16 protein-coding genes and 2 pseudogenes are annotated in these 21,575 nt (G+C 30.5%); 2 read left to right on the top strand and 16 right to left on the bottom strand.

Annotated elements, in window-relative coordinates:
* Positions 1-499: cell wall-binding repeat-containing protein (locus ACJAX4_RS11495; RefSeq protein WP_435789600.1), on the top strand; the 499-nt coding region annotated here is incomplete at its 5' end.
* A gap of 448 nt (positions 500-947) precedes the next feature.
* Here the strand turns inward: ACJAX4_RS11495 and ACJAX4_RS11490 are convergent.
* From ACJAX4_RS11490 to ACJAX4_RS11470, 5 genes are all read right to left on the bottom strand, one after another.
* Positions 948-1,862, bottom strand: coding sequence for an O-antigen ligase family protein (locus ACJAX4_RS11490; RefSeq protein ID WP_435789599.1), 915 nt, complete (start codon positions 1,860-1,862; stop codon positions 948-950).
* A 171-nt stretch (positions 1,863-2,033) separates the two neighbouring features.
* Positions 2,034-2,945: a UTP--glucose-1-phosphate uridylyltransferase GalU gene (gene galU, locus ACJAX4_RS11485; protein ID WP_435789598.1), complete on the bottom strand. Its 912-nt coding sequence runs from the start codon at positions 2,943-2,945 to the stop codon at positions 2,034-2,036.
* A 52-nt stretch (positions 2,946-2,997) separates the two neighbouring features.
* A complete protein-coding gene (locus ACJAX4_RS11480) occupies positions 2,998-3,774 on the bottom strand; it encodes a tyrosine-protein phosphatase (protein ID WP_435789597.1) in 777 nt (258 codons plus the stop codon).
* A gap of 19 nt (positions 3,775-3,793) precedes the next feature.
* Positions 3,794-4,867 (bottom strand): tetratricopeptide repeat protein, encoded by a 1,074-nt coding sequence (locus ACJAX4_RS11475; protein ID WP_435789596.1) that lies wholly within the window; start codon positions 4,865-4,867, stop codon positions 3,794-3,796.
* A gap of 121 nt (positions 4,868-4,988) precedes the next feature.
* A complete protein-coding gene (locus ACJAX4_RS11470) occupies positions 4,989-6,722 on the bottom strand; it encodes a phospho-sugar mutase (RefSeq protein WP_435789595.1) in 1,734 nt (577 codons plus the stop codon).
* A 316-nt stretch (positions 6,723-7,038) separates the two neighbouring features.
* Between ACJAX4_RS11470 and ACJAX4_RS11465 the strand changes: the two genes are divergently transcribed.
* The gene (locus ACJAX4_RS11465) at positions 7,039-8,529 is read left to right on the top strand and encodes an aminotransferase class I/II-fold pyridoxal phosphate-dependent enzyme (RefSeq protein ID WP_435789594.1); all 1,491 of its coding nucleotides are present in this window, start codon (positions 7,039-7,041) and stop codon (positions 8,527-8,529) included.
* A gap of 68 nt (positions 8,530-8,597) precedes the next feature.
* Here ACJAX4_RS11465 and ACJAX4_RS11460 read toward each other — a convergent pair whose 3' ends face one another.
* The 11 genes and pseudogenes from ACJAX4_RS11460 to ACJAX4_RS11410 all read right to left on the bottom strand — a co-directional run.
* A complete protein-coding gene (locus tag ACJAX4_RS11460; RefSeq protein WP_435789593.1) occupies positions 8,598-9,494 on the bottom strand; it encodes a phosphate butyryltransferase in 897 nt (298 codons plus the stop codon).
* Positions 9,495-9,767: 273 nt separating this feature from the next.
* Positions 9,768-10,031: an RNA chaperone Hfq gene (gene hfq, locus ACJAX4_RS11455; RefSeq protein ID WP_435789592.1), complete on the bottom strand. Its 264-nt coding sequence runs from the start codon at positions 10,029-10,031 to the stop codon at positions 9,768-9,770.
* A 70-nt stretch (positions 10,032-10,101) separates the two neighbouring features.
* Positions 10,102-11,049 (bottom strand): tRNA (adenosine(37)-N6)-dimethylallyltransferase MiaA, encoded by a 948-nt coding sequence (gene miaA, locus ACJAX4_RS11450; protein WP_435789591.1) that lies wholly within the window; start codon positions 11,047-11,049, stop codon positions 10,102-10,104.
* 14 nt (positions 11,050-11,063) lie between these two features.
* Positions 11,064-12,941, bottom strand: a complete 1,878-nt coding sequence (gene mutL, locus ACJAX4_RS11445) for a DNA mismatch repair endonuclease MutL (RefSeq protein ID WP_435789590.1) — start codon at positions 12,939-12,941, stop codon at positions 11,064-11,066.
* A gap of 24 nt (positions 12,942-12,965) precedes the next feature.
* Positions 12,966-15,611, bottom strand: coding sequence for a DNA mismatch repair protein MutS (gene mutS / locus ACJAX4_RS11440; protein WP_435789589.1), 2,646 nt, complete (start codon positions 15,609-15,611; stop codon positions 12,966-12,968).
* A 39-nt stretch (positions 15,612-15,650) separates the two neighbouring features.
* Entirely contained in the window at positions 15,651-16,976 is a 1,326-nt protein-coding gene (gene miaB / locus ACJAX4_RS11435) for a tRNA (N6-isopentenyl adenosine(37)-C2)-methylthiotransferase MiaB (RefSeq protein WP_435789588.1), read from the bottom strand.
* A gap of 193 nt (positions 16,977-17,169) precedes the next feature.
* Positions 17,170-18,039, bottom strand: a complete 870-nt coding sequence (locus ACJAX4_RS11430) for a GNAT family N-acetyltransferase (protein WP_435789587.1) — start codon at positions 18,037-18,039, stop codon at positions 17,170-17,172.
* A gap of 344 nt (positions 18,040-18,383) precedes the next feature.
* A pseudogene (locus ACJAX4_RS11425) lies at positions 18,384-19,232 on the bottom strand (4-hydroxy-3-methylbut-2-enyl diphosphate reductase); the annotation flags it as partial.
* A 24-nt stretch (positions 19,233-19,256) separates the two neighbouring features.
* The gene (cmk, locus tag ACJAX4_RS11420; RefSeq protein WP_435789586.1) at positions 19,257-19,928 is read right to left on the bottom strand and encodes a (d)CMP kinase; all 672 of its coding nucleotides are present in this window, start codon (positions 19,926-19,928) and stop codon (positions 19,257-19,259) included.
* Between the two features lie 57 nt (positions 19,929-19,985).
* Positions 19,986-21,212: an NAD(P)/FAD-dependent oxidoreductase gene (locus ACJAX4_RS11415; protein WP_435789585.1), complete on the bottom strand. Its 1,227-nt coding sequence runs from the start codon at positions 21,210-21,212 to the stop codon at positions 19,986-19,988.
* A 206-nt stretch (positions 21,213-21,418) separates the two neighbouring features.
* A pseudogene (locus ACJAX4_RS11410) lies at positions 21,419-21,575 on the bottom strand (NADP-specific glutamate dehydrogenase); the annotation flags it as partial.

Here is a 21,575-nt window from a genome sequence, read left to right as displayed (position 1 = left end):
AGCAGCTGTTAATAAAATGCCAATACTACTTGTTTTAGGTAACAAGTTATCACCAAAAGTAGCAACCTATACTTCAGGCAAAACAATTTATGCAGTTGGAGGTCCGGGAGTTCTAAGTAATGATGTTGTGGCAGATGCTACAAGGTTAGCAGGAAATAACAGGTACGAAACAAATGCAGAAATACTTGATTTTTTTACACAAGACTATAGTAAGGTTTACATTGCGAAAGGCACAAATAAGAATCTAGTAGATGCTCTTGCAGGATCAGCGCTTGCAGCGCTAGGCAATAATCCTATAGTTTTGGTTGATGAAAAGAGTGCACTTACTCCAAATTTAACGAATGTTATGAAAAATAAATTAAGTTTTGATAGTACAGAGGTTTTACTTGGCGAGGCAGTTTCAGAGTCAATAACAAAAGATGTTGAAGCGTTAAAACCAACAGCTTTAGATGATGAAGCGTTAAAACCAACATCTTTAAAGGTATTGTCAATATATTAAATCAAGAAGGAGGCTAATCATTATTTGATTAGCCTCCTTCTTTTCTCATCAAACCGTACATATCGCTTGGCACACGGCTGTTCCATAAGCATACTAGTGAATATACCACTAATATTTTTTAAAACACATTCCGTTGGTTTAATAATGCCTCTGCAGTAGCTAATAGAAACCAAAAATAAGTTGTTGCCTTAGGAACGAAAAATAAATTGTCGAATATATTCATAAATAAGAAAGCAATCATACTTGCCATTACACCCATATAAAATGCCCTATGAAACTTATCTTCAGTTGTACTATATAATTTTCTAATTCTAAATAGCGACGTTATTACTACTCCTAAAAAAGAAACTATTCCAATTATACCAAGCTCACTTTGTACTTTTAAATACGAATTGTGACTTGGAAAATTCCGATATGAATAATATCTAAGATCCTTATACTTAAATATCTATTCATTATATCTGGTAACGTAATTTCCATTACCAACACCTAGAATTGGATGTTCCTTTATCATCATTAAAGCTGTTTTCCAAAGCTTAATTCTTATTACATTTTTAGACATATTAGGAATACTTTTGATTCTTTGAAAAACGGAAGGAATAAAGCAAATTATCACCCCAAAGCCACCAAGAGCAAAAATTAACTTATAGCTATAAATTACCGTAAGTACTAATAATCCAAGTCCAAAACCTAATTCTGCATTTCTAGAATTTGTCATAAGTATATTAGTAAGTATTAATAATGAAAGTAATATGTACATTATTTTCTTGTTTTTATTTTTTTCATAAACACCTAACATAATTACAGGAAAAATTATTAATATTAAATAAGCACCGTAAGCATTAGGGTTATAAAGTGTAGCCGCTATCTTTATGCTTTCACCAGTTTCATATATTGTTAAAAATTGTCCCTCCAATGCAAACCCTGTAAAATACTGGACAATCCCTATAAAGCATAAAATAAAAGAAGTAACTATGTAACATTTAATCAAGATGTTTATTTTCTTCTTATTATTAAGCTCATATTTTATAATAAAATATATGAATATATAAGTTATAAACCTTGCACTTTCTGTTAAAGCTAATTTTTTGTCTAGTGCATAACCAGTAGATGCTAGCATTATAGCAAGCAATATCATCATAAAAATACTCATTTTTTGGTTGAAGAAATCTATAATACCACTAATGAAATTCTCTCTGACACCCTTAGACACTACTAAATTAATTAAATATACAAAAATTATTAATGCTAAAATTAAATCAGTACATGCTACTCCTTTGAACTTTATTTCTTTTGGAATTAAAGGCAATAACATAATATAAACACATGTTAATAAAAATAATATATTTCGATAAAAATTCATTCACCCACCCCATTTCTAATAATAGTCAATATATAGCAACTTAGATTTTAAAATATTTTTCCATCCTATATATCAGCATATATTATTATATCCTAAATCTTTATATTTGTATAATTTTAAAAGGCTTAACAATTATATAATTGTTAAGCCTTTGTATCTATCGTAGCAATTCTATGCTTTATCTTTATTGCATTTATTATAAATTTCTTTAAATTTATCGTTATCCTTTATGGTTAAAAGGTAATTCATAAAAGTTTCTTTCAAATCATCCCTTTTAAGTGCATATTCCACAGTAGCTTCTAGGAATCCTTCTTTGTCTCCTACATCATATCTTCTACCTTCAAAGTTATAAGCATACATATCTTCTTCTGATATTAGTGTCTTCAGAGCATCTGTAAGTTGGATTTCTCCACCATTACCCGGCTTTGTATTTTCTAAAATATCAAATATTTTAGGCGTTATGATATATCTCCCTAAAATAGCTATATTTGATGGTGCTTCGCTTTCCTTAGGCTTTTCAATAACATCATTAACTTTATAAACTCTATTTGATATAGGTGTTCCATTTATTATACCGTATTTTGAAACTTGATTTAATGGAACCTTTTGAACTCCTACAATTGAAGTTTGATGTTCATCGTAACAATCCATAAGTTGTTTCAGACAAGGCACTTCACTATCAACTACATCATCACCTAACATTACAGCAAAAGGTTCATTACCCACAAATGTTTTTGCACAGTTTATAGCATGACCTAAGCCTTTAGGCTCTTTCTGCCTTATGTAATAGATATTTACCATATTAGATATATCTCTAACCATTTTTAAAACTTCGTCCTTACCAGTTTGTTCTAATTGTAATTCAAGTTCAATAGACTTATCAAAATGGTCTTCAATTGCTCTTTTATTTCTCCCTGTAATTATTAATATTTCCTCAATTCCAGAGGCAACTGCTTCTTCTATGATATATTGTATTGTTGGTTTATCAACAATTGGTAGCATTTCTTTCGGTTGAGACTTTGTAGCTGGTAAAAATCTTGTACCAAGTCCTGCTGCTGGTATTATAGCTTTTTTAACTCTCATAGTTATTCTCCCCTCAAATATCATAATTATAGAATAGAATCATTATATAATCTTATTTGAAAATATTGAAAAGTGGAAATTTCCCTTTACTTTTTTTAAGGCTCAATTCTAAAAAATTCGTCATAGTAACATTATTAATAATATTATTTTCATTTCGTAAAATCCAATGGTAGAGTTCTTCATTACTTTTCTTTAATACTTCATAACCTTCTTTTAGTCTAGTCTTTCTACTCGTAATATTATGTCCATCGCTACCCAAAATATGTATCATATTGCTTTTTACAAATTCTTGCGCAGTTTTTTTTACATCTTTACCATAATCACCAAGTAAGCTTCCAACATTTGTTTGCATAAGAACTCCTTGTTTTATCAAGTTTATAATCAAATCATGATTATTCATAATTTTGTAATTTCTCTCTGGATGAGCTAAAATAGGTTTGGCTCCGAGCAACATTAATTCGTAGAATATATCTTCTGTATACATAGGAAATTGACCCATAGGAAGTTCAACTAGTATATACTCCGACCCATTAATTCCCCAAATTTTTTTTTCTTTATAAAGTTTTGGTAAACTTGGATGCATATAAATTTCTAGGCCTGATAAAATTTTTATACTAAAATTTGCTTCCCTGGATGCTAAAACTAGCTCATCTAGTTTTTCAGTATATTTTTCACTACTAATTTCAAATTCCTCAGTTATAAAATGAGGAGTAGCACAAATATATTCTACCCCTTCGTTCTCTGCATTTCTTAACATCTGAAGAGACATGTCCAAGGTTTTTGCTCCATCATCAACGCCATTAATTATATGGCTGTGAAAATCTATCATAACCTTACACCTTCCAACTCTATTTTTTACAATTTATCAGTGTATTTTCTAACTTAAGTACTATTTCATCCTCTGAATCTATTTTTTTTGCTATGTCTAAATGCAGTCTTGCATCGTCAAAGTTTTTAGTGTTTATATAACACATAACAAGATTTGTACATATTTCTATAGACTTTGTAACCTGAAAAGCTCTTCTAAAGTACTTAATAGCCATCTCGTAGTTTTCAAGAAGGGCGTAGTTAATACCAAATTCATTTACTACTTCAATTAAATCCGTATCAATTGCTTCCGCTTCGTTTAAATAGTATATAGCTTTTTCATAATTTTGAAGGTGTCTATAAGCTATAGCACAATTATAATATATGTCTGGCTTATCTCCTAATTGGTCCATTAGTGGAATCAGAATTTTGAGTGCATCAGTAGGCTTACTATGCACCATCTCTTTTGCTCTATCATAACTTGTTATAGTTTCCAAAGTATTTTTAAGTTGCATAACATCTGTCGATTGTTCACCGCCATTTGCAAAATAATTATTCAAAGCTATCAATGCTAAATCAAATTTACTTTCATCATTATGAACTAAAGACTCATATAAATACGGAGTGCTATACTGTTCTATTTCTTTAGCCTTTTCTACAAGTCCTAACTGTTCATCTTTAAACATAATATTAGTGGACCTTAGTTTATCAACTACAAGGAATATTTTTTCATAATTGTCTTTATTACTTTCTATAGCTAATAGTCCTTTTAAAATTATGTACGCTTCTTCATAATTTTCCTTTTTAATCTCCTTAAATATAACACCCTTGATAAAACCTATTGAGTTTGAAGTAGTATTTATAATTTCTTTATACTGATTATTATATCTAAAGTGTTCATCCGCTCCTAAAACATAGAACATTCCTTCAATAAATAAATTAACTGGTATATTTTCAAAATCTTCCTTTTGCTTAACCTTTTGAATTACTTCATTAGTTCGCACAGGAAAATATATGTCCTCCAAAATCACATAATCATTAATTTTACTATTCTTTTTTATTTCTAAAAAAAGAATTTCTGATAGTTTCTCCGAAAAATAAGTTTTAATATCCATTCTTACCCCTTCCTACTAGTTCAAATTATTCTAAGTATACTCCTACTAATAATAGTATACTTAGGATAATTTGTAAACCGTACAACATTTTAGTCCTAAATATAATAACAATTAATAATTTTTAATTTATGCAAACTTCATCTACTATTGACATGACATTTTCTTTCAGTGCAGTTATTTTATTAGATGCATCTTTAATTGAATTTCCCTTGACCGATAAATAAATTTTCATTTTTGGTTCCGTTCCGGAAGGTCTAACTACAAACCAAGAACCATCTTCTAAAATATACTTTAATACATTTGATTTTGGAAGTCCCATTGATTTTTTATTGTTTTCTATTAAATCTTCTTCGAGTCCAGTTCTATAATCCATCTTTTTTATGATTTTTTTATCTCCTATTAGTCCCTTAAGAGAGCTCCTTAATCCTTCTAATATATTAACTGTTTTTTCAGCACCATCTTTTCCCTTTAGTTCTATTGAAACTAATGATTCTTTATAATACCCATGCTCTTTATAAATATCCATCAATGCATCATATAAACTCATTCCTTTATTTTTATAATAGAGTGTCATTTCACAAATTAACATTGCTGCTATAACCGCATCTTTATCTCTTACAAAATTTCCTGCTAAATAACCAAAACTTTCTTCAAACCCAAATACAAATTCTTTTTTACCTTCCTGTTCGAATTCCTTTATTTTTTCTCCAATATATTTAAAGCCGGTAAGCACATCTAGCACTTGAGCATTATATTTTTTTGCGATCCCTTCAACCATATCCGTAGTAACAATGGTTTTTATTACTACAGCATTTTTAGAAAGTACCTTCGTCTCACACAATGAATTTAATATATAATCACATAATAAAACACCAGTCTGATTTCCCGTAAGAACCTTATACTTCCCTTTTTTGTCTTTGACAACTACTCCAATTCTATCACAGTCTGGGTCTGTACCAAAAATAATGTCTGGGTTAATGTCCTTTGCCATTTCAAGAGCTAATGCAAACACCTTTGGGTCTTCCGGATTAGGGTATGGAGCTGTGGGAAAGTTACCATTTGGCTGCTCTTGTTCTTTTACAACAAATACATTGTCATATCCGAGTTCACGTAATACTCTTCTCACAGGTATATTCCCAGATCCATGTATAGGAGTGTAAATTACTTTTAAATCTTTAGCATATTCTTTAACTAAGCCTTTTCTAAACGTTAATTTTTTTGCCTTGTCCATATATGATAAATAAATATTTTCCCCAATATTTTTCAACATTCCTACTTTTTTTGCTTTACAAAGCTCTATAGTTTTTACTTTAGAAAAATCCACTATGTCCTCTGCACAGGCAATAATTGCTTTTGCAGCAACATCTGTAACTTGTCCGCCATCTTCACCATAAACCTTGTACCCATTATACTGTTTAGGATTATGTGATGCTGTAATTACAATACCTGCCTTACTATTTAGCTCACGGACAGCATAAGACAAAATTGGTGTTGGTGATAATTCTTTAAATAAATTAACAATTATCCCATTTCCACAAAGAGTTTCCGCAGTAGCTTCTGCAAATTCCTTTGACATATTTCTTGAATCATATGCTATGCAAACTGAAATATCTTCCTTATATCGAGAAATCAAATAGTCAGCTAGCCCTTGAGTTGCCTTACCTATGGTATGTATATTCATTCTGTTTGTCCCTGCACCTATTACACCTCTTAGTCCACCGGTACCAAACTCTAAATCCTTATAAAATCTATCTTCAATTTCTTTTTCATCCGTTAACTGCGTAAGTTCATTCTTTAATTCCAAATTAATTAAATTAGAATTAATCCAGCTCATATATTTCTCTTTATATGTCATAAATGTGCATAACCCCCTTGCTATTCCCACTACTCTATCTTTAGTCTATCATATTATACTATCAAACTATTACAAATAAAAGAAATTTCTACTTATACCCCATTCTCTTCATCTAATTAACTTGCATTATTTGTAAATTCAAAATTATTATTGCATTTGCATATTTTATACTCTATAATTATTATTTGGTTGAATGAATATACTCTTAGTAGCTTAAATATAAAGTAGACATCTAAAAAAAAGAATATACTAACATACTACACCATTATATTTTTAAAAATTTCACAAATAAATTCTTTTGAAAGGGGTGTATAAATTGTATAGATTAAATCAAAATGAAACTCCATTATTTGATGTTTTAATGGAGTATGTAGACAGAAAAACTTTGCCTTTTCATGTACCTGGGCATAAAAAAGGAATAGGCGCTGATGAACAATTTAGAAATTTCATGGGGGAAAACCCTTTTAAAATTGATGTTACAGTTTTTAAACTTGTAGATAGCTTTCACCACCCAACTGGCGCTATTAAAAAAGCTCAAGAATTAGCAGCAGACGCATATGGTGCCGACGCATCATTCTTCTCCGTTCATGGAACTTCTGGGGCTATTCAAGCTATGATTATGTCCGTAGTTGTATCAGGTGATAAAATAATTGTTCCTAGGAATGTTCACAAATCTATAACCGGTGGTATAATACTTGCTGGTGCTGTTCCGGTTTATATGCAACCCGAATTAGATAAAAAAATAGGTGTTGCTCATGGAGTTTCTCCAGAGACAGTTAAAGAAGCTTTAAAAAATAATCCTGATGCAAAAGCTGTTCTTATAATTAACCCTACATATTATGGGGTTTCCACTGATATAAAGAAAATTTCAGATATGGTTCATGAATATGACATTCCTTTTATAGTAGATGAAGCTCATGGTCCTCATCTTAATTTTAATAGCGGATTGCCTATGTCTGCAATGGAAGCAGGCGCAGATATCTGTTGTCAGAGTACTCATAAGATTATAGGTGCATTAACTCAAGGATCTATGCTTCATGTTAATTCAAGGCGTATTAACCCTGCTAGAGTTAAGCAGCTAATAAACCTAATGCACACAACGTCACCATCATATATATTAATGGCATCCCTAGATTGTGCAAGAAGACAAATTGCATTAGAAGGCGCAGAGCTTTTAGAAAAAACTATAGATTTATGTAATTATGTAAGAAATGAAGTAAATAAGATTCCCGGTTTTTATTGTTTTGGAGAAGAGGTTTTAGATGGTTTTGGCGCTTACGCTTTTGATCCAACTAAAATCACAATAACTTGTAGAGATTTAGGTATAACTGGCTATGACTTAGATATGATTCTCTCTAACAAATATCACATACAAATGGAATTATCTGATCTTTATAACATACTAGCAGTTGGTTCTTATGGAGATACAGAAGAAGGAATGGAACAATTACTTAATGCTCTAAGAGAAGTCAGCAATGATTACTACGGAAAAGGCATAAAAAAAGCTGATTTTATTGATATCCCTAGTATCCCAGAACAAGTTCAAATTCCTCGTGAGGCTTTCAACAGTATAAATACTGCTGTAGAAATTAAAAGGAGTGCTGGAATGATAAGCGGAGAATTTTTAATGGCATATCCACCAGGTATTCCAATACTTTGCCCTGGTGAGCGAATAACCCAAGAGATTATAGATTATGTTGAAAAATTAAAGAGCACTGGATTATACGTTCAAGGAACTGAAGACCCTGAAGTTGAATATATAAAAGTAGTTCGAGAAGAAGACGCCGTTTATATAACTGTTGAATAGACGTAAAAGGAACTCCTATAATTAGGAGTTCCTTTACGTCTATATAATCTTTATTAAAACTAAAATCTTTATACTACCACTGCTCCAAGAGCTATAGAATACAATTTAGATTTAGCACTATCGGCTCTTGAAACCAATACTACTGGGCATTTTGCTCCTACTATAATCCCTGCGCTTTCTGCTTTTGCAAAGTAAGTAAGAGATTTTCCTAAAAAGTTTCCAGCCTCTATATTTGGTACAATCAATATATCACTATCACCAGCTACATCGCTGATAATTCCCTTATGCTCAGCAGCTTCCTTTGAAATTGCATTATCGAATCCAAGTGGTCCGTCTATTAAACACCCCTTTATTTGTCCTCTTTTATTCATTTGTGTTAGTACTGCAGCGTCTAATGTTGCCTGCATTGAAGGATTTACAACTTCAACTGCACAAATTGGAGCAACTTTTGGAATGCCTATTTGCAATGCATGTGCCACCGCCACTGCATTATTAATTATCTCAATTTTTTCTTTAAGTTCAGGGCTTGTAACCATTCCTCCATCAGTTAAAAATAATAATTTATGGTAAGCAGGTACATCATAAATCATTACGTGTGACAAAAGACCTCGTCCCCTTAATCCAGCCTCCTTACTGAGGACTGCCTTTAATAAATCAGAAGTACCAATCATTCCCTTCATAATAAAATGAGCTTCCCCATTTGTCACGAGTTCTACTGCCTTTGTTACTGCTGATAGTATGTCTTTTTCATTTATAATCCTAATATTTTGAAGGGATAAATTTTCACTAAGTGCAATTTCTACAATTTTTTTCTCATCACCAACTAATATAGCATCAACAATTTGCAGTTTAACTGCTTCTACTACTGCCTTCAGTACAATATTATCTTGTGCCACTGCTACTGCTAACGTTTTTTTATCTTTTTTAATAGCAAAATCAAATAACTCATCAAGTCTTTTAATCATAATCTAACCCCTTTTCTCTTCGCTTATAGAAAGCTGATATTTTTTTTAGCCTTCTAATTTCAGTATAATACATGTTTTTTTTTTGTCAATTCAACCTGCTAAAGCGCAGTGGAAGATTACTTGAGCATCTTGCATCCTATCTACTTAAAAACTTTCTAGAAGTACAAAATCCCCTCTGAATTTAATCTGAGGGAACATGAAACACAGTCTATTAAATTGTTAATTCCCGTCTATATCCTTCCAACAAAACTCCACATGCTACTTAGGTAGCACTTAAACTCCTGATTGTAAAAGTGAAGGTCCTTCTTCTGAAATCTCATTAAATATTATTGGTTTTAATGGAGTTATGGTAGAAATAGCATGTTTGTATATCATCATTTGTTTTCCATCACAGTTTAATACCACTGTAAAACTATCAAATCCTGTTACATTACCCTTTAACTGAAAACCATTTGTCAAATATAAAATAATTGGTATCTTATTTTTCCTTGCCCCATTTAAAATTATATCTTGTAAATTGTTAGTAGATTTATTCATAATGCACCTCCATAAGACCTATTATAAGAATATTCTATAAATATCATAGAAACCCTTCTAATTTATGAAATTATTGCAATTCACAACTTTTGATAGAAGATAATAGTCCTACAATATATTCTACAATTTCATCATTGTTTTTGAAATCATCACTATTAATCCAATTTACTCTTTGGTCTTTTCTAAACCAGGTAAGTTGTCTTTTCGCATAATTTCTGCTACCTTTTTTAATCATTTCTATAGCTTCAACTAATGATATTTCATTATTTAAATAGTACAGTATCTCTTTATATCCTATACCCTTCATTGATTGCATATCTGAATTATATCCCATTTCTTTTAATTTTATAACTTCATCTACTAAGTTATTTTCCATCATTACATCAACACGCTTATTTATTCTACTATATAACTTTTGTCGATCCATATTTAGTACAAAATAATGTACGTTATAAGGTATATCCAAGGTGTCTTGCTCCTTTGCAAATTCACTCATGGGTTTTCCACTTACTTTATATACTTCTAAAGCTCTAATAACTCTTTTTAAATCATTTGGGTATAATTTATTGTATGATTGTTCGTCAATGCCACTAAGTAAACTATGTACATATTCATTACCTTTTGAATTCGCAAGCCTTGTAAGATACTCTCTATATTCTTCATCTTTGTTGGTGTCCGCAAAGCTATAATTATATATTAGTGAATTTATGTAAAATCCAGTTCCACCAACTAGCATTGGTAGCTTGTTTCTGCCTTGCATCTCTTCAATCGCACTTTCAGCTCTTTCTTTAAACTCCGCCACACTAAAGTCAACACTTGGCTCTATTATATCTACTAGATGGTGAGTAATACCACACATCTCCTCTTTTGAAATCTTAGCTGATCCAATATCCATACACTTATATATTTGCATAGAATCAGACGATATAATTTCTCCATTTAGACGACCAGCAAGTTTAATAGAAATTTCTGTTTTGCCTACACCTGTGGGGCCTGCTAAAATAAATAGCTCTTTCATATACTCACCTTTTTCTATTGTATTCTTTTAAATTTTTTTTCTAGTTCATTCAGTGTCATCTTTATTATTGTAGGCCTTCCATGAGGACAAGTAAAAGGCTCCTCAATATATCTTAAATCACTAATTAGCTTACTCATTTCAAGTTCAGATAACTGATTATTTGCTTTCACAGCTGCTTTACAGGCAAGTGATGCTATCTTATTATATTTAATTTCTAAAGTTCCACCTGTACCCATGTTTTTCAGATTATCTAATATGTCATTAAAGAGATATTTAATATCTGGTTTGCCGAGTATTATAGGAACTTCCCTTATACTTATTGTATTTTCTCCAAATTCAATAATATCAAACCCAGAATTGCGAAAAACTTCCTCATTTTCAATATAATACGCATAATCTTCATGTCTAAGTTCTATTACTAGCGGCGTAAGTAATATTTGGGATAATACCTCTGCGTTTATGATATCACTTTTATATTTCTCGAATAGTACTTTTTCATGCGCCGCATGTTGGTCAATTAGATAAAGCTCATCATAGGCTTCACCTATGATATAGGTTTTATTAAATTGACCTATAATTCTAAGCTCTGGAAATTTTGAGTACCTCTGATTTTCATCTATTAACCTTACTTTATCATAGTTAATCTCATAACTCTCTTTGACATTTTCAGTTATATTGTCATTTGGTAATATATTAGTAGTTTCATTATATCCATCTCTATCACTTTTTACTTCTTTATAATTAAAATCTATGGGAATTTGAACTCTCTTTTCTAGTTCTTCTTTATCTTTTTCATCTATAACTATTTTGTTAAAATCATAAATTTCACTTTTTATCGTTTTTCTTCTGATTTCTTCTCCACTACCATTTTCCTTATTCTCTTCTGGTATATTAAAATTGCCTCTTAAACTATCAGCAATCGCAGAATGTACTGCATCAAAAACTAGCTTGAACACTAATTTATCTTGCTGAAATTTAATTTCGGTCTTTTGTGGATGAACATTTATATCTATATACTCAGGAAAAACGTCTAAAAATATAACAAAGAAAGGGAATTTGTGAACAGTTAAAAATGATTTAAATGCATTTTCAACTGCTGCAGTAATTAAAGCACTTTTAATATATCTTTTATTAACAAAAATACTTTGCCTATTCCTGCTTCCTCTGCTTATTTCTGCATTACCAATAAACCCATGCACAGACATTATATCGTTATAATTTTCAAAACTTGTAATGTTATCTACAACCTCTTTACCATAAATATATCGAATAGTATCACATTTATTTGTAGAGCTGTAAGTTGCCAAAACCTTTTTATCATTATTCAATAGTTTAAAAGAAATTTCATTATTAGCAAGCGCTAGTCTACTTATAATATCTGATATTAGTGCTGCCTCTCTTTGAGGAGTTTTTAAAAACTTTTGTCTTGCCGGCACATTAAAAAACAAATCCACAACTTCTATTGTTGTACCAACATTACATCCTATTTCTTTAACATAGAGTATATCCCCTGATATTTGTGATATCTCTTTACCAAATGAGGTTTCACTTGTTCTACTGTTTAGTGTAGTTTTAGATACTGAAGCTATACTAGGAAGCGCTTCTCCTCTAAACCCTAATGTATGTATTTTATAAATGTCTTCAACATTTTTTATTTTACTAGTAGCATGAGGCATAAAAGCTTTTTCAATATCATCTAAATGTATTCCATCACCGTCGTCAATTACCTTTATGCTCTTTTGACCACCTTCAGAAATCTCTATTATAATATTTTTAGAACCAGCATCTATGCTGTTTTCTACTAATTCTTTTACAACTGAAGAAGGGCGCTCTACTACCTCTCCTGCAGCAATTTTATTGGAAGTTTCAACTTCTAACATATTAATTCTCACGAAAAACCTCCTCCTTTTATGTTTTTATAGAAGCTTCGCTCTTTTAACTAACTCATATAGCTTATTGAACCCGTCCATAGGGGTTAGGTTAAGTACATCTATTTTTTTAATTTCCTTTAACATATTACTCACTTCTATGTCTTTAAAACTAATCTGAGTTGCTTCATCTTCCACTATACTATTTTCACTAGTTATAGCCACTTCAGACTTTGTATTATTAACAGGCTTCTTACTCATTAAGTCAAGTTCTGTAGTGTTATTGAAAGTCTCTAGTTCCTCTAGAATTTCATTCGCTCTGTTAATTACATCTTTTGGAAGCCCCGCCAGTTTTGCAACTTCTATTCCATATGATTGATCCGCTCCACCAGGTACAATTTTTCTCAGAAATACAATTTCATTATCAATTTTCTTAACGTCTACAGAATAATTTTTTACACCTTTAATTATACCTTCAAGTTTTGTTAACTCATGATAATGGGTAGCAAATAAGGTCTTACTTCTTAAATTAGAATTCTTACAAATATACTCAATTACAGACCAAGCAATACTGAGTCCATCGTAAGTGCTAGTCCCTCTACCTACCTCATCAAGTAAAACGAGGCTTTTATTTGTTGCATTTTCTAATATATTGGATACTTCCCACATCTCTACCATAAATGTACTTTTGCCTGCAGCAAGATCATCTGATGCTCCTATTCTTGTAAATATCTTATCACATATAGATATATCTGCAGAAGCGCTTGGAACAAAACTTCCTATTTGAGCCATAATAGTTATTAATGCAACTTGACGCATATAGGTGGATTTACCCGCCATATTAGGCCCTGTTATTAATAATAATTGATTATCCACAGTATCCATATATGTGTCATTTTCAATGAAAGTATTTGTAGGCATCATTTTCTCAACTACAGGATGCCTTCCCCCTTTAATGTTAAATGTTCCTTTTGTATTTATGTTAGGCTTATTATAATTATTTTCAAGAGCAATTGTACTTAAGGAACTTAAGCAATCTATTTCTGATATTTGTTTTGCAGTAGCTTTCATTCTTTCTATGTGCTTTTCAATGTCTTCTCTTATACCAGTAAATATTTCATATTCAATTTGAACTAATTTTTCTTGCGCACCTAAAATCTTTTCTTCCATGTCCTTAAGTTCAGGCGTAATGTACCTCTCCGCATTAGACAGCGTTTGTTTTCTTATATACCGTCCTTCAGGAATTGATGCAATATTTGATTTGGTAATTTCAATATAATAACCAAATACTCTGTTATATCCTACTTTTAAAGATTTGATTCCAGTTGCTGTTTTTTCATCATTTTCTAGGGTAGCAATCCACTGTTTGCCATGAGTCTTAGCAAGCCTTAATTCATCTATTTCACTATTAAATCCATCTTTAATAATATTTCCGTCTTTAATAGAAATAGCTGGGCTTTCAATAATTGAATTGTCTAAGATGTTGTATATATCTTGCAGGTCGTCTAAACCTTCATATATTTTTCTCATTAATTTGCTATTTAGTAGTGCTAAAATTGATTTAACCTTCGGTATTTTCTCTATAGAATTTTTGAGAGAAATCATTTCCTTTGCATTAACATTTTTCGAAGAAATTTTCCCTACAAGCCTTTCTACATCATAAATATCTACAAGAACATCTTTTAAATCTTCATGGAAGGAAGCATTATCTTTAAGTTCCTCTACAGCTTCTAATCTTTCTTCTATTGAACGTTTGTTTATTAAAGGTTGATCTAACCATTTCCGAAGCCTTCTTGCTCCCATGGCAGTATTGGTTCTATCTAATACCCAAAGTAGTGAACCTTTCTTTGTTTTATCTCTTAAGGTTTCCGTGAGTTCTAAATTTCTTCTGGAATTTTCATCTAAGCACACATAATCTAAAATATCATAATATTCTATAGTATCTATGTGAGACAATGAATTCTTTTGCGTATCTACAATATACGTGAGCAGTCCTGAAATACTGTTAAGTAATATCTCAGAAAGCATGTTCTTTGAATAATTATGAAATTGATTTTTTATTAGTGTATAATCCTTGGTAATAAAATAATCATTTTTGTAAGATGAATAGGACACATTAAATTTTTCTTTTAGAGATAATAATAACTCCTCTGTCACATCCTCTGACACTATAATTTCTTTTGGATTGAACTTTGAAATTTCATCGAGTAAGGTAACTAAAGTGAGTTTAGTATCAGTACAACTGAATTCACCAGTTGATACATCGCAAAAACAAAGACCACAAAAATTAGTTTTTTTGTCAACGTAAATACTCATAATATAATTATTTTTACTCTCTTCTAAAAAATTAGAATCAGTGTAAGTTCCTGGAGTAATTATTTTAATAATAGCTCTTTTAACTATTCCCTTTGCTAGTGCCGGATCTTCTACTTGTTCGCATATAGCCACCTTATATCCTTTTTCTATTAATCTTCCTATATAGGTATTGGCAGCATGATATGGTATTCCACACATAGGTGCTCTTTTTTCTAGTCCACAGTCACGGCCCGTAAGCACAAGCTCTAATTCTTTTGCCGCAAGCTCTGCATCTGTAAAGAACATTTCATAAAAATCACCTAATCTAAAAAACAAAATACAATCCGTGCATGTATCTTTTATTTCAAAATATTGTATCATCATTGGAGTTAATGCCACTTGTATTGCCTCCTTGTCTTGATTGAAAATAGATAACTTTTATATTTCTTCACCAATAAGTGAAAAAGAATGTGCCTTCGTTATTTGAACTGATACCAAATTTCCAATGGCTCTGTAATCACCTTCAAAGTTAACTAATTTGCCAGTTCTAGTTCTTCCCGTTAATTTACTTTCATCATTTTTACTATAGCCTTCAACTAGTACTTCTACAATTTTACCTTCATATTGTCTGTTTTTTTCTGCAGAAGCTCTATTAACAACTTCCATTAATTTATCAAATCTTTCATGCTTAAGCTTCTCCGGTATTTGATCTAGCATTTCATCAGCCGGAGTTCCTTTTCTTTGAGAATAAAGATACATATATGCAGAATCAAATTTTACCTCTTCCATCAAACTTAAGGTGTCTTCAAAATCCTCATCTGTTTCTCCTGGAAATCCAACGATAATATCTGTAGTTAATCCAACATTTGGCATTGCAATTTTAATGTTTTTAACAAGTTTCAAATATTGTTGCCTATCATAATGTCTATTCATTTTTTTTAGGAGAATACTAGAACCCGATTGTGCTGGCAAATGAACTTGTTCACATATTTTGTCCGATTCTGCAATTACTTCTATTACTTCTTGCGATAAATCCTTAGGATGAGATGTCATAAATCTTACTCTCTCCAAATTCTCAATTTCATTTATTCTTCTAAGAAGTTCCGCGAAGTTTATGTTAGGTTCGAGTCCCTTGCCGTACGAGTTAACATTTTGACCAAGTACAGTTATTTCTTTGTACCCATGTTCCACCATATCTTTTATTTCGCTTATTATATTCTCTGGATTTCTACTTCTCTCTCTTCCTCTTACATAAGGTACTATACAATAAGTGCAGAAATTATTACATCCATACATAATAGTAACAAAGCCTTTTATCTTACTTTGCCTATCTATTGGAATTCCTTCTATAATATTTTCTTCTTTATCCCAAATTTCAATAATAGCAGGTTCCCCGCCTTGTATTCTTTTTAGGTATTCTGGAAATTTATATGCATTATGTGTTCCTATTATAATATCTACAAATGGAAATTTAGTTATTATATGTTTAGCCATACCCTCTTGTTGCATCATACACCCAGTTACCGCAATTATAAGGTTTGGATTTTGCTGTTTCATACTCTTTAAAGCACCTATGTTACCATCCACCTTTTGCTCTGCATTCTCTCTAACACAACAAGTATTGAATATAATTATGTCAGCCTCTTCCTTATCAACAGATTTTTTATATCCCATAGGTTTTAGCATACCGGATAGTTTTTCAGAGTCCTCTTCATTCATTTGACAACCCCATGTCTTTGTATAATATTTAAGCATTTTATTCATTAGTACATTCTCCTTTATAAAAAAAAGTATCGCTAAGTTCTATTATATATAATTTACAAGATTTTTTAAAGTCATTTTTATTAATTGGAAATATTAGATGCTGAGAAATAGCTATTAACCAATATAAAATCAAATAAATAGACACATATAATATAAAAGGAGAAAGATGAATCACCATCTATCTCCTTTTATATTATATCACTTTAGTCTTTCGCCAAGTATATAGTGTTCTTTTAATATTAAATCCTAGTGAGCGATATAATTTTAGAGCACTATCATTATTATAATCTACTTTAAGTGAAACTTTAGAAAAGTCATTTTGAACAGCTATGTTAATCAAATAGCTTAAAAGCAACCTCCCATATCCCGCTTTTCTGAATTTTTCTATAATACCAAAATTAACCAATGTAGCCATATTGTCTTCAATTATAATTTGACCATATCCGATTGGTATATTATCAAGCTCTATAAATATTGCTCCCTTATCATAGTAATACTCCTGCGCTTCATCATAATATATATCTTCTATATTTATTGGAATCCTATCATTATTTTTGAATATATCATTTTGTAATGTGCAACGTTCCTTTTCATCTTTGTCTTTTTCTACTACAGAAAAGGTAATATTATAAGGCTCTATGATATTATATTGCTTTAAACACTGTTTTTCTAGTTCTACAAAACCCTTATCTCTTTTGAAACCTAGTCCACTTAGTATTTGTATATTCAATTCATTATCTTCAGATTCGAAAGTTATTAAACTATTATCCATAAGAGAGCTAATTAAAGTTTTATAATAAGCTAAATCATCATCCCCTATTACATTTATTGAATTAATTGAACTATAATCTTTATTATGTCTCTCGAACCATATATATCCTATATACTTGTTCTCTTCTAGTAAAAGATTTACATTTTTCCTTAAAAATATTTTTTGTATAATATTACTACTATCATACTCCTGAAAAAAATCTTTATTTGATAGGCTAAAGTTAGTATTAAACTTATTTATTTTTCTGAAATCACTAATGTTTTTTAAAGTTAGATTTATTGACTTATCCATTCATATTTACTCCATTAAATTTTATTTTTGAACAAATCTTAATTTGAAATTTCAAATCTATTAACCATTATAATTTTTTAACAATAATTTTACAATAGCATTACAATAAATTTATTAGAATTTAGAAATATTCTTCTAAATAAATTGAATACTTTAGGAAAATCAAAATCCCACCATACCTTTCCTACTCCCCCCAATAGTGCTACTATATTGTATCACCTAATTTTGTATAGTATTCAATAATTTTAAAAAAAGTTTGCAACTCCTAATCATATAAAAAAAACGTGTATGCATAATTTCAATTTATGCTACACGTTCTATATGTATTTGTAACAGTCCCATTAAGAAATATTATCATTCATTTTAGAAATTGCTTCTTTAATAATAAAGTCAGGTGTTGAAGCCCCAGCCGTAACCCCAATGCTTTTAATGTTTTTATCTTTTATAAATTTATCTGGAATACCTCTTATATTTTCTACGTGCACTGTATTTTTACAATTTTTCTTGCATATTTCATAAAGTTTTGTAGTATTGGAACTATTAAACCCACCAATAACAAGCATGGCATCAACTTTTACCGAAAGCTCTTCTGCAGACTTTTGACGCACTTCTGTTGCACTGCAAATAGTATTGAATGCAACTATTTCCTTACTTTTTTTTATGATCACACTTAATACGTCCTCCCAAGTGCCTTGCCTTTCAGTTGTCTGAGATACCACACATACTTTATTAGATATATTGTGGAGTTCACCACCGCTTTTAACAATTATGGCAGAATTGTTACACCATCCGTTAATACCAATGACTTCAGGGTGATTTTCATCTCCTACTATGATTACACTATATCCTAAATTATAATATTTTTTTACCTTCTTGTGAATACTTGCTACGTAAGGACATGTTGCATCTATTACATGAAGTTTATTCTTCTTTAAAATGTTTAATGTTTCTTCAGATACTCCGTGTGATCTAATAATTATAGTATCATTTTCTTTTAAACTAGAAATATTATTTAGTTCTATTGGAAAAATCAAATTCTCTTTTAAAAAATCTACAACATCATTATTATGAATAAGTGGACCTAGTGTATAGATTTCATTAACGCAGTTTTCTTTAATATGTAAAGCCCTATCTACTGCTCTTTTAACTCCAAAGCAAAAACCAGCTGAATCTGCAAGTGTTATTCTTTTCATACTGACATCTCCTTATTAAGGCTCTCAATAAAAATAATTATTTTTATTGTTTGAATTAATATATTCTATTATTTTATCAACTACTCCATTAATGTTTAATGCAGAAGAATCAATTTCTATAGCATCCTTGGCTTTTGTAAGCGGACTAAATTCCCTGTGGCTATCATTGTAATCCCTTTTAATAATCCCCTCTAAAATGGAATTATAATCAACTTCAATATCCTTAGCCATTAATTCATCATATCTTCTTTTTGCTCTCTCTTCACTGCTAGCAGTTAAGTAGAATTTGAATGTAGCATCTTTAAGTACTACTGTACCAATATCTCTTCCATCCATGATCACATCGAATTTTTTAGCTATATTTTGTTGCAACTTTACAAGAATCTCTCTAACTTCAGGAACAGCCGCGTATCTTGAAACATTATTGCTTATAGTAGGCATATTTATCATATCTGTCAAATCTTCATTACTTACAAACAAACGTTCTTTTTCAAAATGCATTTCTAGTGATTCTACCATTCTAACTAAGTCATAAACATTATTTTCTGTTATATTTGCATTCATAGCCTTAAGCGTAACTGCTCTATACATTGCTCCTGTGTTAATATACATAAGATTAAATTTTTCACCTATTATTTTGGCTATTGTACTCTTGCCTGCACCTGCAGGCCCATCTATGGCAACAGAAAATCTCATAATTCTTCATCCCTTCCTTTGTTTAAACCCTAACTATATAACCAATATATAATGGTATTAATCTGCTCCGACATTACTTCCAGCTAAATATCCTGTAGATAATGCTATTTGAAGATTGTAACCACCAGTATATGCATCTACATCTATCATTTCACCTGCAAAATAAAGATTATCTATTATTTTTGATTTCATAGTAGATGCATCTATTTCTAAAGTGTCTACTCCTCCACTAGTTATTATTGCCTCTTCTATTGGACGAAGACCTTTGACATTAAGGGATAAATTTTGAAGTAAATTCACTAGAATCTTTCTTTCTGTTTTAGTAATTGAATTTACTTTTTTATTTTCATCAATATTAGATAATTTAATTATCGTACTAATCAGTTTTCTAGGAAGTAGATCATCTAATGAATTTTTAAAATCTTTGTTTGCATATTTCAAAAAATCATTTTGAACTCGTTTATCAAGCTCCATTTCACTTAATGCTGGTTTCAAATTTATTACCACCTTGAATTTTTCTCCTTGTTTAATAAAACTGCTGGCACTTAAAACAATTGGCCCCGAAACACCATAATGAGTAAAAAGCATTTCCCCAAAGTCACTATATAAACTCTTATTTTTACTGTTTGTAATTTTTAGTTCTACATTTTTTAGTGAAAGTCCTTGTAAATCGTGAATCCAAGTTTCATCAATCTCAATTGGTACTAATGAAGCTTTAGGTTTAATTATACTATGTCCTAAGAACCTACTATAGCTCAGCCCTTCACCAGATGAACCTGTTTGTGGGTATGATAATCCACCAGTACATAATATAAAGCAATCGCCATATATATTGTCTCCATCAACAAGTTCAACTGAAGCAATCTTATTATTATCTAAATTTATTTTTTTGACTTTAGAGTTTAACATCACTTTAACATTTTTCTTTTTTAATTCTACGTTAAAAGCTTTTATGATATCCGACGACTTATCTGATTCCGGAAATACTCTATCCCCTCTTTCGACCTTAATAGGTACTCCGAGTTCACTAAAGAAATTCATTGTATCTTCATTTGTAAAGGAATAAAGTGAACTATATAAAAAATGAGGATTACAAGGTATATGCTCAAAAAAATTACCAATATCCTTGGCATTTGTAATATTGCATCTACCCTTCCCTGTTATATAAAGTTTTCTCCCTAATTTTTCATTTTTTTCAATGACGACCACATCATGTTTTGCTGAAGCAGCAACCGCTGCCATCATACCTGCTGGTCCGCCTCCAATAATAATTATTTTTGACACTAAATCACTCCCTTATAATACATACTATTATAATACATAATACTCTAATTTAATATAATAGATTGATTTATTCAACCTTATTTAAAAAATAATATAATAATTTGTAAAATAAATGTATTTTTTGAAATTCCATCTTTATCATAATAAAAACAAAAAATAAAAAAAGAACCCATTAGAGGATTCTTTTTTTATTATCTACTTAACTATTAATAATTACCTTGCGCGTGCATTGCTTCTGCAACTTTAACAAATCCAGCAATGTTAGCTCCTGCTACTAGATTATATCCAAATCCAAATTCTTCTGCAGCATTTTTACAATTATTATATATATCTATCATGATTGCATGTAGTTTTACATCTACT

The organism is Clostridium sp. (assembly GCF_051278035.1).
Taxonomy (GTDB): domain Bacteria; phylum Bacillota; class Clostridia; order Clostridiales; family Clostridiaceae; genus Clostridium_AD.
The sequence above is the reverse complement of the archived record's forward strand: the minus strand, read 5'-3'. Positions and strand labels throughout refer to the sequence as shown.

Coding starts and splice junctions, on each gene's coding strand:
- ACJAX4_RS11470 (WP_435789595.1), bottom strand. CDS start 6,722: ATGACATATAAAGAGAAATATATGAGCTGGATTAATTCTAATTTAATT.
- ACJAX4_RS11490 (WP_435789599.1), bottom strand. CDS start 1,862: ATGAATTTTTATCGAAATATATTATTTTTATTAACATGTGTTTATATT.
- ACJAX4_RS11480 (WP_435789597.1), bottom strand. CDS start 3,774: ATGATAGATTTTCACAGCCATATAATTAATGGCGTTGATGATGGAGCA.
- galU (WP_435789598.1), bottom strand. CDS start 2,945: ATGAGAGTTAAAAAAGCTATAATACCAGCAGCAGGACTTGGTACAAGA.
- hfq (WP_435789592.1), bottom strand. CDS start 10,031: ATGAATAAATCTACTAACAATTTACAAGATATAATTTTAAATGGGGCA.
- cmk (WP_435789586.1), bottom strand. CDS start 19,928: ATGAGATTTTCTGTTGCCATAGATGGGCCTGCAGGTGCAGGCAAGAGT.
- miaA (WP_435789591.1), bottom strand. CDS start 11,049: ATGAAAGAGCTATTTATTTTAGCAGGCCCCACAGGTGTAGGCAAAACA.
- ACJAX4_RS11475 (WP_435789596.1), bottom strand. CDS start 4,867: ATGGATATTAAAACTTATTTTTCGGAGAAACTATCAGAAATTCTTTTT.
- miaB (WP_435789588.1), bottom strand. CDS start 16,976: ATGAATAAAATGCTTAAATATTATACAAAGACATGGGGTTGTCAAATG.
- ACJAX4_RS11460 (WP_435789593.1), bottom strand. CDS start 9,494: ATGATTAAAAGACTTGATGAGTTATTTGATTTTGCTATTAAAAAAGAT.
- ACJAX4_RS11430 (WP_435789587.1), bottom strand. CDS start 18,039: ATGGATAAGTCAATAAATCTAACTTTAAAAAACATTAGTGATTTCAGA.